Source organism: Rhodanobacter lindaniclasticus (assembly GCF_004799035.1).
GTDB lineage: Bacteria > Pseudomonadota > Gammaproteobacteria > Xanthomonadales > Rhodanobacteraceae > Rhodanobacter > Rhodanobacter lindaniclasticus.
Genome location: NZ_MWIO01000047.1, coordinates 20,044 through 36,101, shown reverse-complemented (window position 1 = coordinate 36,101; position 16,058 = coordinate 20,044). Strand labels below are relative to the sequence as shown.

Genomic DNA, 16,058 nt, shown 5'->3' with positions numbered 1-16,058 from the left:
GCCGACCCAGGTCGGCCGCAAGGACGAAAAAGGCATCTACCAGAGCACCCGCGAGCGCAAGTTCCAGGTCTTTCCGGGCTCGGCCCTGTCGAAGGCGCCGCCGAACTGGATCTTCTCCGCGCAGATCCTCGACGTGGGCGGGCGCGTGTGGGGCATGGCGAACGCGCGGGTGGAACCGCTGTGGATCGAGCAGCAGGCGGCGCACCTGCTGCGCACGAGTTGTCGCGAGGCGCACTGGTCGAAGAAGCGCGGCTGCGTGGTGGCGTACGAGCAGGTCAGCCTGTTCGGCCTGGTGCTGGTGGAGAAGCGGCCGGTCACGTTCCAGCAGCAGGACCCGGCGCTGGCGCATGCGATCTTCCTGCGTGAGGCGCTGGTACGCGGCGACATCGACACCAAGGCGGATTTCGTGCGCGCCAACCTGCGGGTGCTGGAAGAGGCGCAGGGCATCGAGGCGAAGCAACGCCGCGAAGGGCTGATCCGCCACGAAGACGAGCTGGTCGCGTTCTTCGAGGGCAAGTTGCCGCAAGACATCGCCAGCAGCCGCGCGCTGGATGCGTGGTATCGCAAGGCGCGTCCCGCCGAGCAGGCCGCGTTGCGCTGGTCGCTGGATGACGTGATGGCCGGTGGCGCCGGGCTCGACGCGAAGGCCTTCCCCGCCGCGCTCGAAATGCCGCCGCAGAAATACAGGCTGGAATACCGCTTCGTCCCCGGCGACGAGGCCGACGGAGTGACCCTTCAATTGCCGCTGGCGATGCTGAACGCGCTGCCCGCGGCGCGTTGCCAATGGCTGGTGCCGGGCCTGCTGGCGGACAAGGTGGCCGAACTGATCCGCGGCCTGCCGAAGGCGCTGCGCCGCAACTTCGTGCCCGCGCCGGATTTCGCCCGCGCCTTCGTCGAGGCGGAATCGCCCCGCGACGAGTCGCTGGTCAAGGTGCTGGCCGCGTTCCTGAAACGCACGACCGGTGTCGACATCGGCGCCGGCGAATTTGCCGGCATCGAACTGCCGCCGCACTTCCTGATGCGTTATCGCCTGCACGACGAGCGCGGCAGGACGCTGGCCAGCGGCCGCGACCTGGCCGCCTTGCGCGGGCAGTGGGAAGGCCAGGCACGCGAGGCGTTCTCGCGCAAGACCGACATCGAACTGACCCGCGAGCACGTGGCCAGCTGGGATTTCGAGGAGATCCCAGCGCAGGTGCGTTCCGACGCCGGCCTCACCGCGTTTCCGGCCCTGGTCGACCTGGGCGAGACGGTGGCCTTGCGCGTGTTCGAGCGCGCTGATGAAGCGCGTGCCGCCCACAGGCAGGGCGTGGTGCGGCTGCTGCGCAATGCGCTGGCCAGCGAGGCGAAGCAGGCGCGTCGCCGGCTGCCGATCGGCAACGCGCTGGCCCTGAAGTACGCGCCGCTCGGCGGCGTCGACGGCCTGCGCGAAGACCTGCTCGAAGGTGGCTTCAGCGATCTGCTGGAACGCCATGCACTGGACGTGCGCACCGCCGGCGCGTTCGAGGTGTTGCGTACGCAATGCTCGCGCGAGCTGTTCGGTGCCGGCGTCGAACGGCTCAAGCTGGCCGAACCGATCATCGAGGCGCAGGCCGAGACGAAGCCCTGGCTGGAGCCGCCGCTGCTCGGCTTCGCCCGCGCCAGCTACGACGACCTGCGTGAGCAGTTCGATGCGCTGCTCGTGCCCGGCTTCCTGCGCGACCTGCCGCTGGCGCGACTGACGCATTACCCGCGCTACCTCAGGGCGATGCGCCTGCGTGGCGAACGCCTGCGCCAGGATCCGGCGAAGGATCAGCAGCGCATGCTGCAAGTGTTGCCGTACTGGCGCGCGTACCTGCAGCAGCGCGCTGCCGGCACCGATCCCGCGGCGCTGGCCGAGCTGCGCTGGCTGATCGAGGAATGGCGCGTGTCGCTGTTCGCGCAGGAGTTGAAGACCGCCGAACCGGTGTCGGCCAAGCGGCTGGCGAAGGCGCTGGCTGCGCTGGATTGAGCGTCGTTGCGCCGAGCGAAGCGGGCGGTCAGTTGGCCGGCTCGACCCGTGCGGTGGTGTTGTAGCCCTGCACGCGCAGCAGCCAGCTGCCGAGGAAGCCCGGCTTCACGAACACCACCGGGCTGGTCAGCGATTCGGGCACGACCAGCGTGCTGTCATCCTTCACCCGCCAACGCTGGCCATTCTGCAGAGTCAGCGTGGTGCCGTGCTGCCAGCCGCGGAATTCGCCGGCGATGCGGCTGGTGATGCTGTCGTTGCGCTTGACCTTGGGCGCTTCAGCCTTGTGGCCGAACGGGCCGGGCGACTTGGCCGCGGCCGCCGCCGCCGAGGTCTCCTCCGAGGCGGGCACCGAGGCTGCCAGCTCGCTGGCATGAAGCGCCAGCCACCGCTGCAGGCTTTGCAGTTCGGCCGGCGTCAGCTTGCTCAGCCCCGCTTGCGTGAACTCCTTCTTGCCCATCTGCTGTTCCAGCGAGACGGCCTGCTGCGCGTGCAGCGGCGCGATGGCCAGGGGCGAGAACAACAGGGCGAGTGGCAGGAACAGGTATGCTTTCATCGATCGGATCCATGGCTGCGGCAAGACGCCGGCGGCATGCGGTCAAGCATGCCCCGCGGTGTTCGCCGTGGCAATAACCGATGCACTGATTGCAGCGAGGAAGATTCCACCGATGGTTCGCTCCGCGCCCCCCGAAGCCGGCAAGCTGGAGTCGTGGCGCGCGCGTGCGGGCACCTTGCCGCCGGTGCTCGCCGACGCGCTGGAAGCCTGCGCCGGGCGCCCGGTCAACCAGGCCGAATGCGGCGACACCCTCGACCTGCTCGGCATGCTCGGTTGCGATGCGCCGACCCAGGCGGCGGCGTTGTGGTTCGAGGTGGCGCGCGTCGATCCCGCGGCGTGGGCGGCACGCTGCCCCGGTCTGCCGGCGGACGTGCAGCGTCTGGTGGCCGGCCAGCAGGCCGCCGAACAGGTGTGGGCGTTGCACGCGCAGCGCGCACCCGGCGGCGCCAACGAAGGCCTGCGCCGGCTGTTGCTGGCGATCGTGCGCGACCTGCGCGTGGTGTTCGTGCTGCTGGCGCGCCAGCTCGCGCGGATGCGCGCCGCGGTATCGCTGCCACCCGAGCAGGCCGCCGCGCTGGCGCGGTTGAGCCGCGACATCCATGCCCCGCTGGCCAACCGGCTCGGCATCTGGCAGTTGAAGTGGGAGCTGGAAGACCTGGCGTTCCGCTACCTGCAGCCGGACACCTATCGCCGCATCGCGAAACTGCTCGACGAGCGCCGCGTCGATCGCGAGGCATTCATCCGCCAGTCGCTGGACGAGCTGCAACAGGCGCTGGACGCCGCCGGCCTGCACGCCGAGCTGGCGGGGCGGCCCAAGCACATCTATTCGATCTGGAAAAAGATGCAGCGCAAGTCGCTGGATTTTTCCGACCTCTACGATATCCGCGCGGTGCGCGTGCTGGTCGACAGCATCGCCGACTGCTACGCCGCGCTGGGCGTCGTGCACGGGCTGTGGCCGCACTTGCCGAACGAGTTCGACGACTACATCGCGCGACCCAAGCCGAACGGCTACCAGTCGCTGCACACCGCCGTGGTCGGCCCGGCCGGCAAGACGCTGGAGGTGCAGATCCGCACCCACGCCATGCATCGCGCCAACGAACTGGGCGTGGCCGCGCACTGGCGCTACAAGGAGGGCGGCGGCAGCGACGCCGAGTTCGAGGCCAAGATTGCCTGGATGCGCAAGCTGCTGGAGCCGCGCAGCGGCGACGACAGCAACCTCGCCGCCGAGCTGCAGACCGAGCTGCTGGAAGACCGTGTCTACCTGCTCACCCCCAAGGGCGAGGTGTTCGACCTGGCGCGCGGCGCCACCGTGCTGGATTTCGCCTACCTGGTGCACACCGAGGTAGGTCACCGCTGCCGCGGCGCCAAGGTCAACGGCCGCATCGTGCCGCTGACCTTCCAGCCGCAGAGCGGCGACCGCGTGGAGATCCTCACCACCAAGGTCGCCGAACCCAGCCGCGACTGGCTCTCGCCGCATCACGGCTACCTCAACACCGCGCGGGCGAAGGACAAGGTGCGCGCGTGGTTCCGCCGTATCGCGCACGACGCCAACCTCGGCGTCGGCCGCGCCATGCTCGAGCGCGAGCTGAAACGCCTGGCGCTGCCCGCCGCCGACATCGGCAAGCTGCCCGCGCAATTCCACCTGCAGACGCAGGACGAGCTGCTGATCGCGCTGGCGCTGGGCGAGGTCACTCCCGGCCAGATCGCCCGCGTGCTGCAGGAGGCTGCGCAACCGCCGCCCCCGGCGCCGGCACCGCCGCCGGCGCGGCCCACCACGCTGGACCACGGCGCGCTGAGCATCGAAGGCGTCGGCAACCTGCTCACCACCCTGGCGCGCTGCTGCCAGCCACTGCCGGGCGACACGGTGCGCGGCTACATCACCAAGGGTCGCGGCGTCTCCGTGCATCGCGCCGATTGCGGCAGCCTGGCGCGGCTGGCGCGGCGCGACCCGGACCGGGTGATCGACGTGAGCTGGGGCCACGCCGTCAGCCAGGCCTACGAGGTGGACATCGAACTGCGCGGCTACGATCGCAAGGAGCTGCAGAAGGACGTCACCAACCTCATCAGCAACGCCGGCACCCACATCATCGCCTCGTCCAGCCGCTCGCGCCCGCAGACTGGCGAGGTGGAGATGCGCTACACCTTGCGCGTGCGCGATTTCGAACAGCTGTCGACCCTGCTGGGCAAGCTGCTGGCACTGCCCAACGTCACCGAAGTGCGCCGCGTCAGCGCCTAGCGCGGCGCCGGGTTGCCGGGCGCCGCGCCGCCCTCGCCAGCAGCGCTGGACGCTGAACGCCGATACCGCCCAGGCCGGGCCGCCCGATCGCGCGATGTTAAGCTGCGACCGCTTATCGCCAGTGCCCCGAATCATGAGCAGTCGCCGCAACCCGCATGATGCCCGGCCACCGAACCGGAGCGAGCCCACCTTGGGCGACCTCGATCAGGTGGAAGGCAAGCCGCGCGCGTCCGCTGCCGATGGCCTGCCGCGGGTCACCGCGGAACGGCGTCGGGCTCGCGGGATCCGCACCGCGGCATCGCGCGGGCGTCGCGGCTGGATGTTGCCGATATTGATCCTGCTGGTCGTCGCGCTCGGCGCGGCGCTCTGGCTCAGCCAGAACCGGCTGCGCGGCATGCTGCCGCGCACCGACCTCAACAGCGTGCTGGCGCAGGCGCAGCAGGCGCTGGATGCGGGCCACCTGGATGGCGAGGACGGCACCAGCGCGCGCGAACTGTTCCAGCAGGTGGCCGCCAGCGAGCCGGACAACGATCGCGCCCGCGCCGGGCTGCGCCAGGTCGGCCAGGCCGAGTTGTCGCAAGCCGATGCCGCGCTGCAGGCAGGCCGCCTGGATGAGGCCACCCAGCGCGCCACGGTCGCGCGCGAACTGCTCGGTGGCGGGCGTGACGTGGATCGCCTCGACATGCTCATCCGCCAGGCGCAGGCGGGCCAGGTGCACACCGGCGACTTGGTCGACCAGGCCAAGCAGGCGCTGGCGCAAGGCAAGCTGGAGGGTGCCGACGGCGCCGGCGCGCTCTATCAGCGCGTGTTGCGCGCAGACCCAGGCAACGCGGTGGCCGCACACGGGCTGGACCAGGTGGCCAACGCGCTGGCGGTGCAGGCACACGATGCGCTGGAAGCGGGCGACTTGGCCAAGGCCGATCCGCTGGTGCTGCAGATCGCCGCGTTGCGGCCGAACAACGGTTCGTTGCCGGCGCTGCGCGCGCTGCAGGCGCAACGTCGCCAGCAACAGGACAGCGCGCTGAAAAGCGCCATCGAACAGGGGCGCGAGGCCTTGCGCGATGGTCGCATCGCCGGCTCCGGCGACGACACCGCGCTGGCGCATTTCAAGGCCGCGCTGGCGCTGGATCCGGACAGCAACGAGGCCAAGGCGGGGCTGGGCGACGTGGCGCAGGCGCTCACCGTGCAGGCCAATGCGGCGATGGATGCCGGCGACCGGGAGCAAGCCGCCCGGTTGCTCGAACAGGCGAGCGCGCTGGCGCCGAAGTCGGCCGATCTGGCCGCCGCACGCGCGCGGCTGCAGAGCAGTCCGCCGGCGAGCAAGCCGCCCGTGGGCAAGCCGTCCACGGCAGAGCCTGCCAAGACGAAGCCGGCGGCCGACGAGGCCCCGGTGGTCGCCGCCGCGCTGTCGCCGCAGCAAAGCGCCGCCGTGGCCCAACTGGTGCAGCGTGCGCAGCAAGCCACCGCCAGCGGCAACATCATGATGCCGCCGGGCGACAGCGCATACGACCTGTATCGCAGCGCGCTGGCGATCGACGGCAACGACGTGCTCGCGCGGCAGGGTCTGCAGGCCTTGCCGGGCAGGGTGGAACAGTTGTTCAGGCAGGCCCTCGGGGCCGGCCAGCTGAAACAGGCCGACGACATGCTGGCCAACCTGGCCGAATTGGCGCCGGGCGATCCGGCGCAGTTGGGGCTGAGCAACCAGCTGGCCAGCGCCTGGGTCGACCGTGCCCAGCAGCAGCTCGATGGCGGCGACCGCATCGGTGCCGGCCAGTCGCTGGCGCGCGCACGCAAGCTGGCACCCAATCATCCGCGCGTGATCGATCTCGCCGCACGCCTGCAAGGCACGCCGTGAGGCCGGCATGACGGTGCTGGTCATCGGCGGCAGCAGTCAGATCGGTCATTTCCTGCTGCCGCGCCTGCGCGCCACCGGCGAACCGGTGCTGGCACTGAGCCGGCACCCGCGGCCCGCACGCGACGGCGTGCAGTGGTTGCGCGGCACCCTGCCGCACGACATGCCGACACTGCCCGAACTGTCGGCGATCATCAGTTTCGGCCCCTTGCTGGCGCTGGCCGAATGGCTGGCCCACGCCAACCTGAGCGGCGCACCGAGGGTGGTCGCCACCAGTTCGATGAGTGCCGAAACCAAGCGGGATTCGGCGGTGCCCGCCGAGCGGGCGATCGCGCGCCAGCTGCGCGAGGGCGAGTCCGCGCTGGCTGCCGCCTGCGCCCGGCATGGCTGCGCGTGGACGGTGCTGCGGCCGACCCTGGTGTATGGCGCGGGGCTGGATCGCAGCCTCACGCCGATCGCCCGCCGCGCGTTGCGTACGCGGCTGTTCCCGATCCCCTCGGCGCGCGGCCTGCGCCAGCCGGTGCACGCCGACGACATCGCGCAGGCCGTGCTGGCCGCGCTGGATTGCCCGGCGTCGGCCGGACGCATCGTGCCGATCGGCGGCGGCGAGCGGTTGCCTTATCCGCAGATGTTCGCGCGGGTCCGCGACAGCCTGCCGCGCACCACCGTGAGCTTGCCGCTGCCTGCCTGGCTGCTGCAACTGGTTGGGCGCGCGTGGCCACCGCTGCGCGGTCCGCTGAGCCGGCTGGACAGCGACCTGGTCGCCGACAACGGTCCGCTGCAGCGCTTGCTGGGTATCCATCCGCGCCCGTTCCAGCCGGACGCGGCGACGTGGGCGCGCCAGCCACGCGAGGACGCCGGCCCGGCTTCCGCGGACAGAAAGTGAGCCTGACGGCGTCCACGCCCCTCCGATTGCCCCGAATTTGCCCGCAAATCCGCCGCGGCGTTCATGGGCCCGCCGGGATGCACGCCCTATCATCGGGGAACCTGATTGCCGGATTCCGCCGCCCTTGAGCTTCCTCGACCGCACCCTTTCGCTTGCCCGCCGCAGCTGGCCGTGGCTGCGCATTCCGTTCTGGATCGGCCTGGGCCTGCTGGTCGGTTTCGTGTTGCCGTACGTGCTGGTGCTCAACAAGCGCGTGCAGGATCGTTTCAACGACCTGGTGTTCGCGGTGCCCACGCGCGTGTATGCGCGGCCGCTGCCGCTGCAGGCCGGCGAGCCGATGACCAGCGCCGCGCTGGAGCTGGAGCTGACCTTCGCCGGCTACAGCCACGACGGCAAGGGCCAGGTGCCCGGCAGCTGGATGAAGCAGGGCAGCCGCTACACGATTTCCTCGCGCGGCTACGCCGGCCCTGACGGCGGCGAGCTGCCCAAGCGCATCGTGGTGACCCTGGGCGGCGGCGAAGTGGTTTCGGTGCGTACCGCGGCGGACAAGCAGTCGATCAAGCAGATCCATCTCGATCCGGCGCGCATTGCCACGCTGTACGGCGCCAGCCAGGAGGAGCGCCGCTTCGTGCAGCTGGGCGACGTGCCGCCGCTGCTGGTCAAGGGCCTGCAGTCGGTCGAGGACCGCAATTTCAAGAACAACATCGGCATCGACTTCGGCGCGATCGCGCGCGCGGCGCTGGCCAATCTGCGCGCCGGCCACACCGTGCAGGGCGGCTCCACGCTGACCCAGCAGCTGGTGCGCAACCTGTTCCTGAGCCGCGACCAGACCCTGACGCGCAAGATCAACGAAGCGCTGATGTCGCTGTTGCTGGAGGCGCACTACAGCAAGGGGCGCATCCTGGAGGCCTACGTCAACGACGTGTTCCTCGGCCAGCAGGGCGCGCAGGCGGTGCACGGTTTCGGCGCCGCGTCGGAGTTCTATTTCGGGCGCCGGCTGCAGGAGCTGCGGCCGCAGGAGATCGCCTTGCTGGTTGGTCTGGTGAAGGGGCCGAGCTATTACGACCCGCGCCGCGCACCCAAGCGCGCGCTGGCGCGGCGCAACCTGGTGCTGCAGGAGTTCTTCGACACCGGCCTGATCAGCGCCGCGCAGCTCAACGCGGGCCAGGCCGCGCCGCTGGACGTGATCAAGGACGGCCAGCTGCCGCACAACCGCTTCCCCGCGTTCATGGACCTGGTGCGCAAGCAGATCACCACCGACTTCGACGAGAAGGCGCTGCGCGAAGGCAACCTGTCGATCTTCACCACGCTGGACCCCGCCGCGCAGCTGTACACCGAGCAGGCGATCACCAGCTCGCTCAAGGGCCTTGGCAAGCGCGGCGACGGCGTGCAGGCGGCGGCGGTGGTCACCGATGCGCACAGCGGCAGCGTGCTTGCCGTGGTCGGCAACCGCAACCCGGGCGAGCCGGGCTTCAACCGTGCGCTGGACATCCGCCGGCAGATCGGCTCGACGATCAAGCCGTTCGTCTACCTCGTCGCGCTGACCCAGCCCGAGCGCTGGAATCTGGCCAGCATGATGGACGACAGCCCGATCAGCATGCGCCAGCCCAACGGCAGCATGTGGACGCCGCAGAACGACGACCACCGCAGCCACGATCCGCTGATCATGGTCGACGCGCTGGCGCATTCGTGGAACCTCGCCACCATCCACCTCGGCATGGCGGTGGGCTTGCCGCGCATCCGCGCGTTCCTCGAATCGTTCGGGCTCACCGACGTCAACCCCAGCCCCTCGCTGCTCATCGGAGCGCTCGACCTGTCGCCGCTGCAGGTGGCGCAGCTCTATCAGTATCTGGCGGCAGATGGTCACGCCCTGCCGCTGCTGGCGGTGCGCGGCGTGCTCGACGGCAAGGGCCGCACGATCAAGCGCTACCAGGTGCAGCCCGGCCCCGGCGAGTACCAGGAGGCGGTGCGGCTGACCACCTGGGCGATGCAGCAGGTGGCCGAGTACGGCACCGCCAGCGCGATCGGCAACTCCGCGCTGGCCTCGCTGCATGCCGCCGGCAAGACCGGCACCAGCAACGACATGCGCGACAGCTGGTTCGCCGGCTTCACCGGCGACCACCTGGCGGTGTTCTGGATGGGCCGCGACGACAACAAGCCGACCACGTTGTTCGGTGCCAGCGGCGGTCTGCGTGCCTGGCGCGACCTGTTCGTCAAGCTGCCGACCACGCCGCTGTCCGCCGCACCGGGACCGGGCCTGGAGATGGCCTGGATCAACCCCGACGACGGTCGCCGCACCGAACCGCAATGCCAGGGCGCGCAAGAAGTGCCGGTGGTCGCCGGCAGCCTGCCGGCCGATGCCGAAGGCTGCTTCTGGCAAAGCCTGTTCGGCGGCGGCGTTACTACCCCCGCTCCCTCCACCACCACACCGTGACCGTGCCCATGACTTCACGACGTCTCGCGCCGCTGCTGCTGTCGGCGCTGCTTGCGACCCTGGCCGGCTGCGGCGTGTTTCGCTCCGCGCCGGCAGCGGCGCCGGCGGTCGCGCCGGATCATGACGCCGTCGCCGCGATTCGTGCCGCCGGCGCGCACGACGATTCGGTCATCGACGTGAAGCCGCTGCGCGACCCGGCGGTGGATGCGCTGATGACCGAGGCGGCCCAGGACGAACGCAGCGGGAACTACACCGCCGCCGCCACCGCGCTGGACAAGGCGCTGCAGATCAGCCCCGAGGCGCCCGATCTGCTGCAGGATCGCGCCGAGATCGCCATCCGGCTGAAGAACTTCGTCCGCGCCGAAAAGCTGGCGCACAAGTCGTGGACGCTGGGCCCGCGCCTCGGCCCGTTGTGCGCGCGCAACTGGCAGACCATCGTCGAAACCCGCTTGCAGGCGAACGACAAGACCGGCGCGTCGACTGCGCGCAAATGGGTGCAGCAGTGCCGCAAGGCGGGCGTGCCGCGGTACTGAGACTTCAGGCCAGCGCCACCAGCAGCAAGACGATGCCGGCGACGCTCACCGCCCAGGTCAGCGAGCGCAGGTAGGGAATGCCGGCGGCGTACACCGGCACGTAGAGCACGCGCGCCCAGAAATAAAGTTGCGCACCGAGCACGGTGAGCTGGTCATGCTGCTGCAGCACGTGGGCAGCCAGCACCGCCGCGGCGAACAGCGGAAAGGTCTCCAGGAAATTCGCGCGGGCGCGATCAAGCCGCCCGCCGATGCCGACCAGCGGCGGCTTCACCTCATCGCGTGCGCTGACGATCCAGTCCAGCCCGCGCTGGCCGAACGAACAGCTCGCCGCCAGCGCGATCTGCACCAGTCCCAGCACCACGCTCCACAGCAGCATGCAAAGTTCGGTCGTCACGAAGCAGCCCTCCGGCGATGGTGCGCGCATGGTGAGCCGAGCCGCCGCCCCTTGCCAGTGGCCGCTACGCCGCGCGACGGTTGCGGTCCTGCCGCAGCAGGCTTTCGACCCGCTGCAGCGGAATCCGGTCACCGGCGTCGCGGCCGTAATAGGCCTCCACGATGCGGCCACGGCCGTCGATCAGGAAATCCGCCGGCATCAGGTTGCCGGTGTTGAGGCCGGCCAGGCCGACCAGGCGCAGGCCGCGGATCAGGGTCGGCACCCGTGTCACGATCGCCTTCAACTTGCGCCACAGGGAACGCTCGATGCCGTACACCTCGTGCGCACGCGAGGTGGGGTCGGCCGCCAGCGGAAACGGCCGCGGGCGGTGGCCGGCGAAGCGCAGCACCTCCGCCTGCGAGGCGCTGAACACCGCCACCACGTCCAGCCCGCGCTCGGACAATTCCTGGTGCCGCTGGGTCAGCTCGTAGATGCGGAAATTGCAGAACGGGCAGGCCGCATCTCGGAAGAACGAGAGCAGGGTCAGCCGACCGGGTTGGCTGGTCGCGATGGCCTGGCCGTGAATGTCGACCAGGTCGAGTACGGGTGCGATTTCGGGTGCGAACAGTCTCACGGCAGCCTCCTTGGAGTGACGGGCGGGTGGCATGCCAGTGGATGCGCCAGGCGCCGGCGCGGTTCCCGCGCCGCTTTGTCGGCGGCGGTCGCTCGGCCATAATCGGCGGATGATCGCTCCCGACGACACCGCGTCCGACGACGACGTCGGCGCCTTGCTCGGTGCCGACGGCCCGTTCGCGCGCGAGCTGCCGGACTTCGCGCCGCGGCTGGCGCAGCAGGCGATGGCGCGGGCGGTGCGGCAGGCCATCGCCGGGCGCGACACGCTGGTCGCCGAGGCCGGCACCGGCACCGGCAAGACCTACGCCTACCTGGTGCCGGCGCTGCTGTCGGGCGAGCGGGTGATCGTCTCCACCGGCACCAAGGCGCTGCAGGACCAGCTGTACTTTCGCGACCTGCCGAAGGTGCGCTCGGTGCTCGGCGCGCGCCTGAAGACGGCGCTGCTGAAAGGCCGCGCGAACTACCTGTGCCTGTACCGGCTCGAGCAGACCGTGCGCGACGGTGGCAGTCTCGCCCCGGCGCAGGCGGCGCAGCTGGCGACGATCCGCGCCTGGTCCGCGCGCACCCGCCGCGGCGACCGCATGGAGCTGGCCGAGGTGCCGGAGGAATCGCCGCTGTGGCCGCGGGTCACCTCCACCGCGGAGAACTGCCTCGGCGTGGAGTGCCCGTTCTACGAGGACTGCCACGTGTTCAAGGCGCGCCGCGAGGCGATGGAGGCGGACGTGGTGGTGGTCAACCATCACCTGCTGTTCGCCGATCTGGCGCTGAAGCAGGAAGGCTTCGGCGAGATCCTGCCCGGCGCGGCCGCCTTCATCCTCGACGAGGCGCACCAGATTCCCGAACTGGCCGGCCAGTTCTTCTCGCAGAGCCTCAGCGCGCGCCAGCTCACCGACATGGCGCAGGACACGCTGACCGAATGCAGCGGCGTCACCGGCGCGATCGGCCTGCTGCTGGAGCCGGTCGAAGCGCTGCAGGGCGCGCTGCGCAAGCTGCGCCTGGCGATGGATCCGCTGCCCTCGCGCGGCGCGTTCGCGCTACTGGAAGATCGCGCCGAGGTGCGCGCCGCGCTGCACGAGCTGGGCGAACTGCTGGCCACGCTGGCTGAGCTGCTCGCCTCGCAGGCCGAGCGCTCGCGCGGCCTTGCCAACCTGCACGAGCGCGCCGAACTGTTCGCCGAGCGGCTGCAGCGCATCGTCGAAACGCACGGCGAGCAGGACGTGCGCTGGTACGAAACCTTCCCGCGCGGCTTCGCGCTGTACGCCACGCCGCTGGATCTGGCCGCGCCGATGCGCGGCCTGCGCGAGCGCACCCAGGCGGCGTGGATCCACACCTCGGCCACGCTGTCGGTAGCCGGCAACTTCGACCACTTCGCGCGCCAGCTCGGGCTGGACGAGCCGCAGACCTTGAGCCTGGACAGCCCGTTCGACTACGCGCATCAGGCACTGTGCTACCTGCCGTCGGGGCTGCCCGATCCAAACGCACGCGACTACACCGAGCAGGTGATCGCGGCGGTGCTGCCGGTGCTGCAAGCGTCGAACGGCCGTGCCTTCTTGCTGTTCACCTCGCATCGCGCGCTGCGCCGCGCCGCCGAGCTGCTGCAGGACAAGGTGCCGTGGCCGCTGTTCGTGCAGGGCAGCGCGCCGCGGCCGCGGCTGCTGGAGGAGTTCCGCGCCAGCGGCCATGGCGTGCTGCTCGGCGCGGCCAGCTTCTGGGAGGGCGTCGACGTGGTCGGCGAGGCGCTCAGCGTGGTGGTGATCGACAAGCTGCCGTTCGCCGCGCCCGACGATCCGGTGCTGATGGCGCGCCTCGCCGCGCTGGAACGATCCGGCATCAACCCGTTCATGGGCTGGCAGGTGCCCAGCGCGGTGATCGCGCTGAAGCAGGGCGCCGGCCGCCTGATCCGCAGCGTGCACGACCGCGGCGTGCTGGTGCTGTGCGACCCGCGCCTCACCGGCAGGGGCTACGGCAAACTCTTTCTCGCCAGCGTGCCGCCGATGCCGCGCACCCGCGAACTGGCCGACGTGCAGGCCTTTTTTACCGCCACCTCGTAGGGCGGGCACCGCCCGCCGGCCTCTGCTTCACATGCAGGCCGAAGAGCGGCGGGCAGTGCCCGCCCTACACGGGATGCGTCGGGATACGATGGGTCGGGACATCCGACGCAACGGGGCAACGACATGGCCAAGGTCACCGGACTCGGCGGCATCTTCTTCAAATCCCGCGATCCTGCCGCACTCGCGGCGTGGTACGCCAGACATCTCGGCCTCGATGCCGAGGAGTGGGGCGGCGCGCGTTTCGACGAGAACGAACAACGTCCCGGCTACACGCTGTGGTCGCCCTTCGCCGCCGACACCAGCTACTTCGGCGCGGGTCCGCAGCCGTACATGATCAACTTCCGCGTCGACGACCTCGATGCGCTGCTGGCGCAATTGCGTGCCGAGGGCGTCCAGGTGGACGAGCACGTCGACGAAAGCGAGTTCGGCCGCTTCGGCTGGATCACCGATCCCGAAGGCACCCGCATCGAACTGTGGCAACCGCCGACCCAGGCCCCGACGGCGGCTTGAAGTTCGCCGTTGCCGCCGGCATCTGGGAAAGACGTGCCGCTGCGCACGCCATCCCGCCGCGCCTGTCACGCGACATCCGCTTCACCCAAGGAGACATTCATGAAGCTTTACAGTTTTCCCGGCTCGTGCGCGCTGGGCGCCAACATCGTGCTCGAATGGATCGGTCAGCCCTACGAGTTGCAACTGCTGCAGAAGGATGATCTGGCGAGTCCGGCGATCCGCGCATTGAACCCGAACGGCCAGGTGCCGATCCTCGTCGACGACGGCTGGGCGCTCAACGAGAACGCCGCCATCCTCAACTACCTTGCCGACAAGTTCCCCGCCGCGAAGCTGGGCGGCGAACCCACCCCGCGCGGCCGCGCCGAGGTGAACCGCTGGCTGGCAATGATCAACTCCGACGTGCACCCGGCGTTCAAACCGCTGTTCGGCGCCACCAGCTACCTTGGCGACGAGGCGATGATCGAGAAGAGCAAGGACGCCGCGCGCCAGCAGCTGCGCACCTGGTTCGAGCGGCTGGACAAGCACCTGGAAGGACGCGACTGGCTGGCCGGCGAGCGTTCCATTGCCGACCCCTATCTGTTCGTCACCTTGCGCTGGACCCACGCGGTGAACGTCGACCTTGGCGGCCTCGCCAACTTGCAGGCATTCGAGCGGCGCATGCGCGCCGACCCCGGCGTGCAGCGCGCGCTCAAGATGCAGCAGCTCGACCAGGCCCAGACCGCCTGATTGCATCGCCACGACAAGGCCGCCACGCTGCGGCCTTGTCGTGAATGGCGAACGCAAGCGGCGATACCATCAGCCGATCTTTTGCGCGGGAACAATCGGCGGATGCACTCTCCGGTCGAAGCCGATCCGGTCACCGCTGCCCGACTGCTGCCCGTGCTGGAAACTCTGCGCAAGCCCGAACCGATCTTCCATCGCCCCGAGTTCGGCCGCACGCGCGCCGACTTCGAGCCCATGATTGCCGCCGACTTCTTCGAGATCGGCGCCTCCGGCCAGCGCTACAGCCGCGCCCATGTGCTGGACGTGCTGGAACATCGCGCACCTGACCCCGGCAGGCCAGTGAACGGCTCCAGACCATCGTCATCCCGGCGAGCGAGCAGCCGGCATCGCGCAGGATCGTGCGCTGCAACGTCGCGTGCCGGCGTGAAGAAAAAGCCCGTTCGCGTGTATACAGGTTGAAGGCTGCCATGCCGGCAGCCACGGAGGGATGACATGAAACAGCTGCTGCAATTCTTGCTGGCGGTGCCCCTGCTGCTGGTGCTCGCCGCGTGCCACCCGGCGACCAGCCAGGATGCTGCGCCCGAACTGGAACTGCACATGTACCGCGTGCCCGTGGCCCAGTCCGATGCCGTGGCGCAACAGTTGACCAAGGTGCTGGTCGACAGCGGCTATCTGGTCGGGGTCAAGGCACACACCGCGATGAATGTAAGCCAGCCCTTCCCGGGGGCAGTGCTGGTGCTGGCGCCGGCCACCTTGCAGCCGTCGATCGCCAAGGCCATTGACGGCTTGCAGGATGCTGCCAAGGCGCTGCCGGATGCAACGAACGCCACAACCCCGCGGGCGCCGCAACGGTTGCGGTTGCAATTCTGGGTCCTGCAGGCCCGTCCGGGCAGTGGCTCCGACGCCGCCGACCTCGCCGCGCTCGAACCCACCTTGAAGACCTTGCGCCAGTCGCTGGGCGTGGTGCATTTCAGCCTGACCGACGCGGTTGCGGTAGCGACCGACGTGGGCGGGAACGGGCACGTTGCCCCTGGCCCGGATCGCGTCCTCGGCTTCGAAGTCACTTCTGCCGCCGCCGGCACGTACAAGGTGGCGGTCAACTACAGCGACTCGACCGGACAGAGTGTCGGGGAGCTGCGGTCCGGGGTCGCGCTGCGGCCCGGCGAGGTCGTGGTGCTGGCGCAGGCAGCCGACGGCCGCGGGTCCGGGACCAGCGGTGTCGACGCCGCGGCCCTGATGAACCTGCTGGTCCTGCGTGTGGACCCACTCCCGGCCGCGCCTTGAGTT

The 16,058-nt window shown here is 70.1% G+C and carries 14 protein-coding genes; 10 read left to right on the top strand and 4 right to left on the bottom strand.

Translation table 11 applies throughout. The features are described 5' to 3' along the window. Positions 1–1,987 (top strand): DUF3418 domain-containing protein (locus tag B1991_RS15145; RefSeq protein ID WP_136259508.1); only part of this gene is annotated, 1,987 nt, incomplete at its 5' end. Between the two features lie 28 nt (positions 1,988–2,015). Here the strand turns inward: B1991_RS15145 and B1991_RS15140 are convergent. Beyond that, positions 2,016–2,540, bottom strand: coding sequence for a hypothetical protein (locus B1991_RS15140; protein ID WP_136259507.1), 525 nt, complete (start codon positions 2,538–2,540; stop codon positions 2,016–2,018). A gap of 112 nt (positions 2,541–2,652) precedes the next feature. Here B1991_RS15140 and B1991_RS15135 point away from each other — a divergent pair, with 112 nt between their 5' ends. The 5 genes from B1991_RS15135 to B1991_RS15115 all read left to right on the top strand — a co-directional run bounded on the left by B1991_RS15135 (position 2,653) and on the right by B1991_RS15115 (position 10,481). Further along, positions 2,653–4,776: a bifunctional (p)ppGpp synthetase/guanosine-3',5'-bis(diphosphate) 3'-pyrophosphohydrolase gene (locus B1991_RS15135; protein ID WP_136259506.1), complete on the top strand. Its 2,124-nt coding sequence runs from the start codon at positions 2,653–2,655 to the stop codon at positions 4,774–4,776. 133 nt (positions 4,777–4,909) lie between these two features. Continuing rightward, a complete protein-coding gene (locus tag B1991_RS15130; RefSeq protein WP_136259505.1) occupies positions 4,910–6,631 on the top strand; it encodes a hypothetical protein in 1,722 nt (573 codons plus the stop codon). A gap of 7 nt (positions 6,632–6,638) precedes the next feature. After that, positions 6,639–7,514: an SDR family oxidoreductase gene (locus tag B1991_RS15125; RefSeq protein ID WP_136259504.1), complete on the top strand. Its 876-nt coding sequence runs from the start codon at positions 6,639–6,641 to the stop codon at positions 7,512–7,514. A 124-nt stretch (positions 7,515–7,638) separates the two neighbouring features. Continuing rightward, the gene (mrcB, locus tag B1991_RS15120) at positions 7,639–9,948 is read left to right on the top strand and encodes a penicillin-binding protein 1B (protein WP_136259503.1); all 2,310 of its coding nucleotides are present in this window, start codon (positions 7,639–7,641) and stop codon (positions 9,946–9,948) included. An 8-nt stretch (positions 9,949–9,956) separates the two neighbouring features. Beyond that, the gene (locus tag B1991_RS15115; protein WP_342773785.1) at positions 9,957–10,481 is read left to right on the top strand and encodes a tetratricopeptide repeat protein; all 525 of its coding nucleotides are present in this window, start codon (positions 9,957–9,959) and stop codon (positions 10,479–10,481) included. Positions 10,482–10,485: 4 nt separating this feature from the next. Here B1991_RS15115 and B1991_RS15110 read toward each other — a convergent pair whose 3' ends face one another. Then, the gene (locus B1991_RS15110; protein WP_246031195.1) at positions 10,486–10,875 is read right to left on the bottom strand and encodes an MAPEG family protein; all 390 of its coding nucleotides are present in this window, start codon (positions 10,873–10,875) and stop codon (positions 10,486–10,488) included. Between the two features lie 64 nt (positions 10,876–10,939). Next, a complete protein-coding gene (locus tag B1991_RS15105) occupies positions 10,940–11,488 on the bottom strand; it encodes a redoxin domain-containing protein (protein WP_136259502.1) in 549 nt (182 codons plus the stop codon). Between the two features lie 109 nt (positions 11,489–11,597). On the opposite strand from B1991_RS15105, the gene yoaA reads away from it, so the two are divergent. The 3 genes from yoaA (at position 11,598) to B1991_RS15090 (ending at position 14,774) form a co-directional block, all read left to right on the top strand. Then, positions 11,598–13,538: a DNA repair helicase YoaA gene (yoaA, locus tag B1991_RS15100; protein WP_136259501.1), complete on the top strand. Its 1,941-nt coding sequence runs from the start codon at positions 11,598–11,600 to the stop codon at positions 13,536–13,538. Between the two features lie 123 nt (positions 13,539–13,661). Further along, positions 13,662–14,048 carry a VOC family protein gene (locus B1991_RS15095; RefSeq protein WP_136259500.1) on the top strand — a complete coding sequence of 129 codons (387 nt, stop codon included), beginning with the start codon at positions 13,662–13,664 and terminating at the stop codon, positions 14,046–14,048. Positions 14,049–14,147: 99 nt separating this feature from the next. Next, positions 14,148–14,774 (top strand): glutathione S-transferase family protein, encoded by a 627-nt coding sequence (locus B1991_RS15090; RefSeq protein WP_136259499.1) that lies wholly within the window; start codon positions 14,148–14,150, stop codon positions 14,772–14,774. Positions 14,775–14,843: 69 nt separating this feature from the next. Here the strand turns inward: B1991_RS15090 and B1991_RS18780 are convergent, their stop codons facing one another. Continuing rightward, on the bottom strand, positions 14,844–15,086 hold the full coding sequence (locus B1991_RS18780; protein WP_168709678.1) for a hypothetical protein: 243 nt from the start codon (positions 15,084–15,086) through the stop codon (positions 14,844–14,846). A 177-nt stretch (positions 15,087–15,263) separates the two neighbouring features. On the opposite strand from B1991_RS18780, the gene B1991_RS15080 reads away from it, so the two are divergent. After that, positions 15,264–16,055 (top strand): hypothetical protein, encoded by a 792-nt coding sequence (locus B1991_RS15080; RefSeq protein ID WP_136259498.1) that lies wholly within the window; start codon positions 15,264–15,266, stop codon positions 16,053–16,055. The last annotated feature ends 3 nt before the right edge of the window (positions 16,056–16,058 follow it).

What these genes read in the sequence shown, in the direction of transcription:
- B1991_RS15140 (WP_136259507.1), bottom strand. Translation starts at nt 2,540, where the DNA reads ATGAAAGCATACCTGTTCCTGCCACTCGCCCTGTTGTTCTCGCCCCTG.
- B1991_RS15090 (WP_136259499.1), top strand. Translation starts at nt 14,148, where the DNA reads ATGAAGCTTTACAGTTTTCCCGGCTCGTGCGCGCTGGGCGCCAACATC.
- B1991_RS18780 (WP_168709678.1), bottom strand. Translation starts at nt 15,086, where the DNA reads ATGTTCCAGCACGTCCAGCACATGGGCGCGGCTGTAGCGCTGGCCGGA.
- B1991_RS15125 (WP_136259504.1), top strand. Translation starts at nt 6,639, where the DNA reads ATGACGGTGCTGGTCATCGGCGGCAGCAGTCAGATCGGTCATTTCCTG.
- B1991_RS15095 (WP_136259500.1), top strand. Translation starts at nt 13,662, where the DNA reads ATGGCCAAGGTCACCGGACTCGGCGGCATCTTCTTCAAATCCCGCGAT.
- B1991_RS15115 (WP_342773785.1), top strand. Translation starts at nt 9,957, where the DNA reads ATGACTTCACGACGTCTCGCGCCGCTGCTGCTGTCGGCGCTGCTTGCG.
- B1991_RS15130 (WP_136259505.1), top strand. Translation starts at nt 4,910, where the DNA reads ATGAGCAGTCGCCGCAACCCGCATGATGCCCGGCCACCGAACCGGAGC.
- yoaA (WP_136259501.1), top strand. Translation starts at nt 11,598, where the DNA reads ATGATCGCTCCCGACGACACCGCGTCCGACGACGACGTCGGCGCCTTG.
- B1991_RS15135 (WP_136259506.1), top strand. Translation starts at nt 2,653, where the DNA reads ATGGTTCGCTCCGCGCCCCCCGAAGCCGGCAAGCTGGAGTCGTGGCGC.
- B1991_RS15080 (WP_136259498.1), top strand. Translation starts at nt 15,264, where the DNA reads ATGAAACAGCTGCTGCAATTCTTGCTGGCGGTGCCCCTGCTGCTGGTG.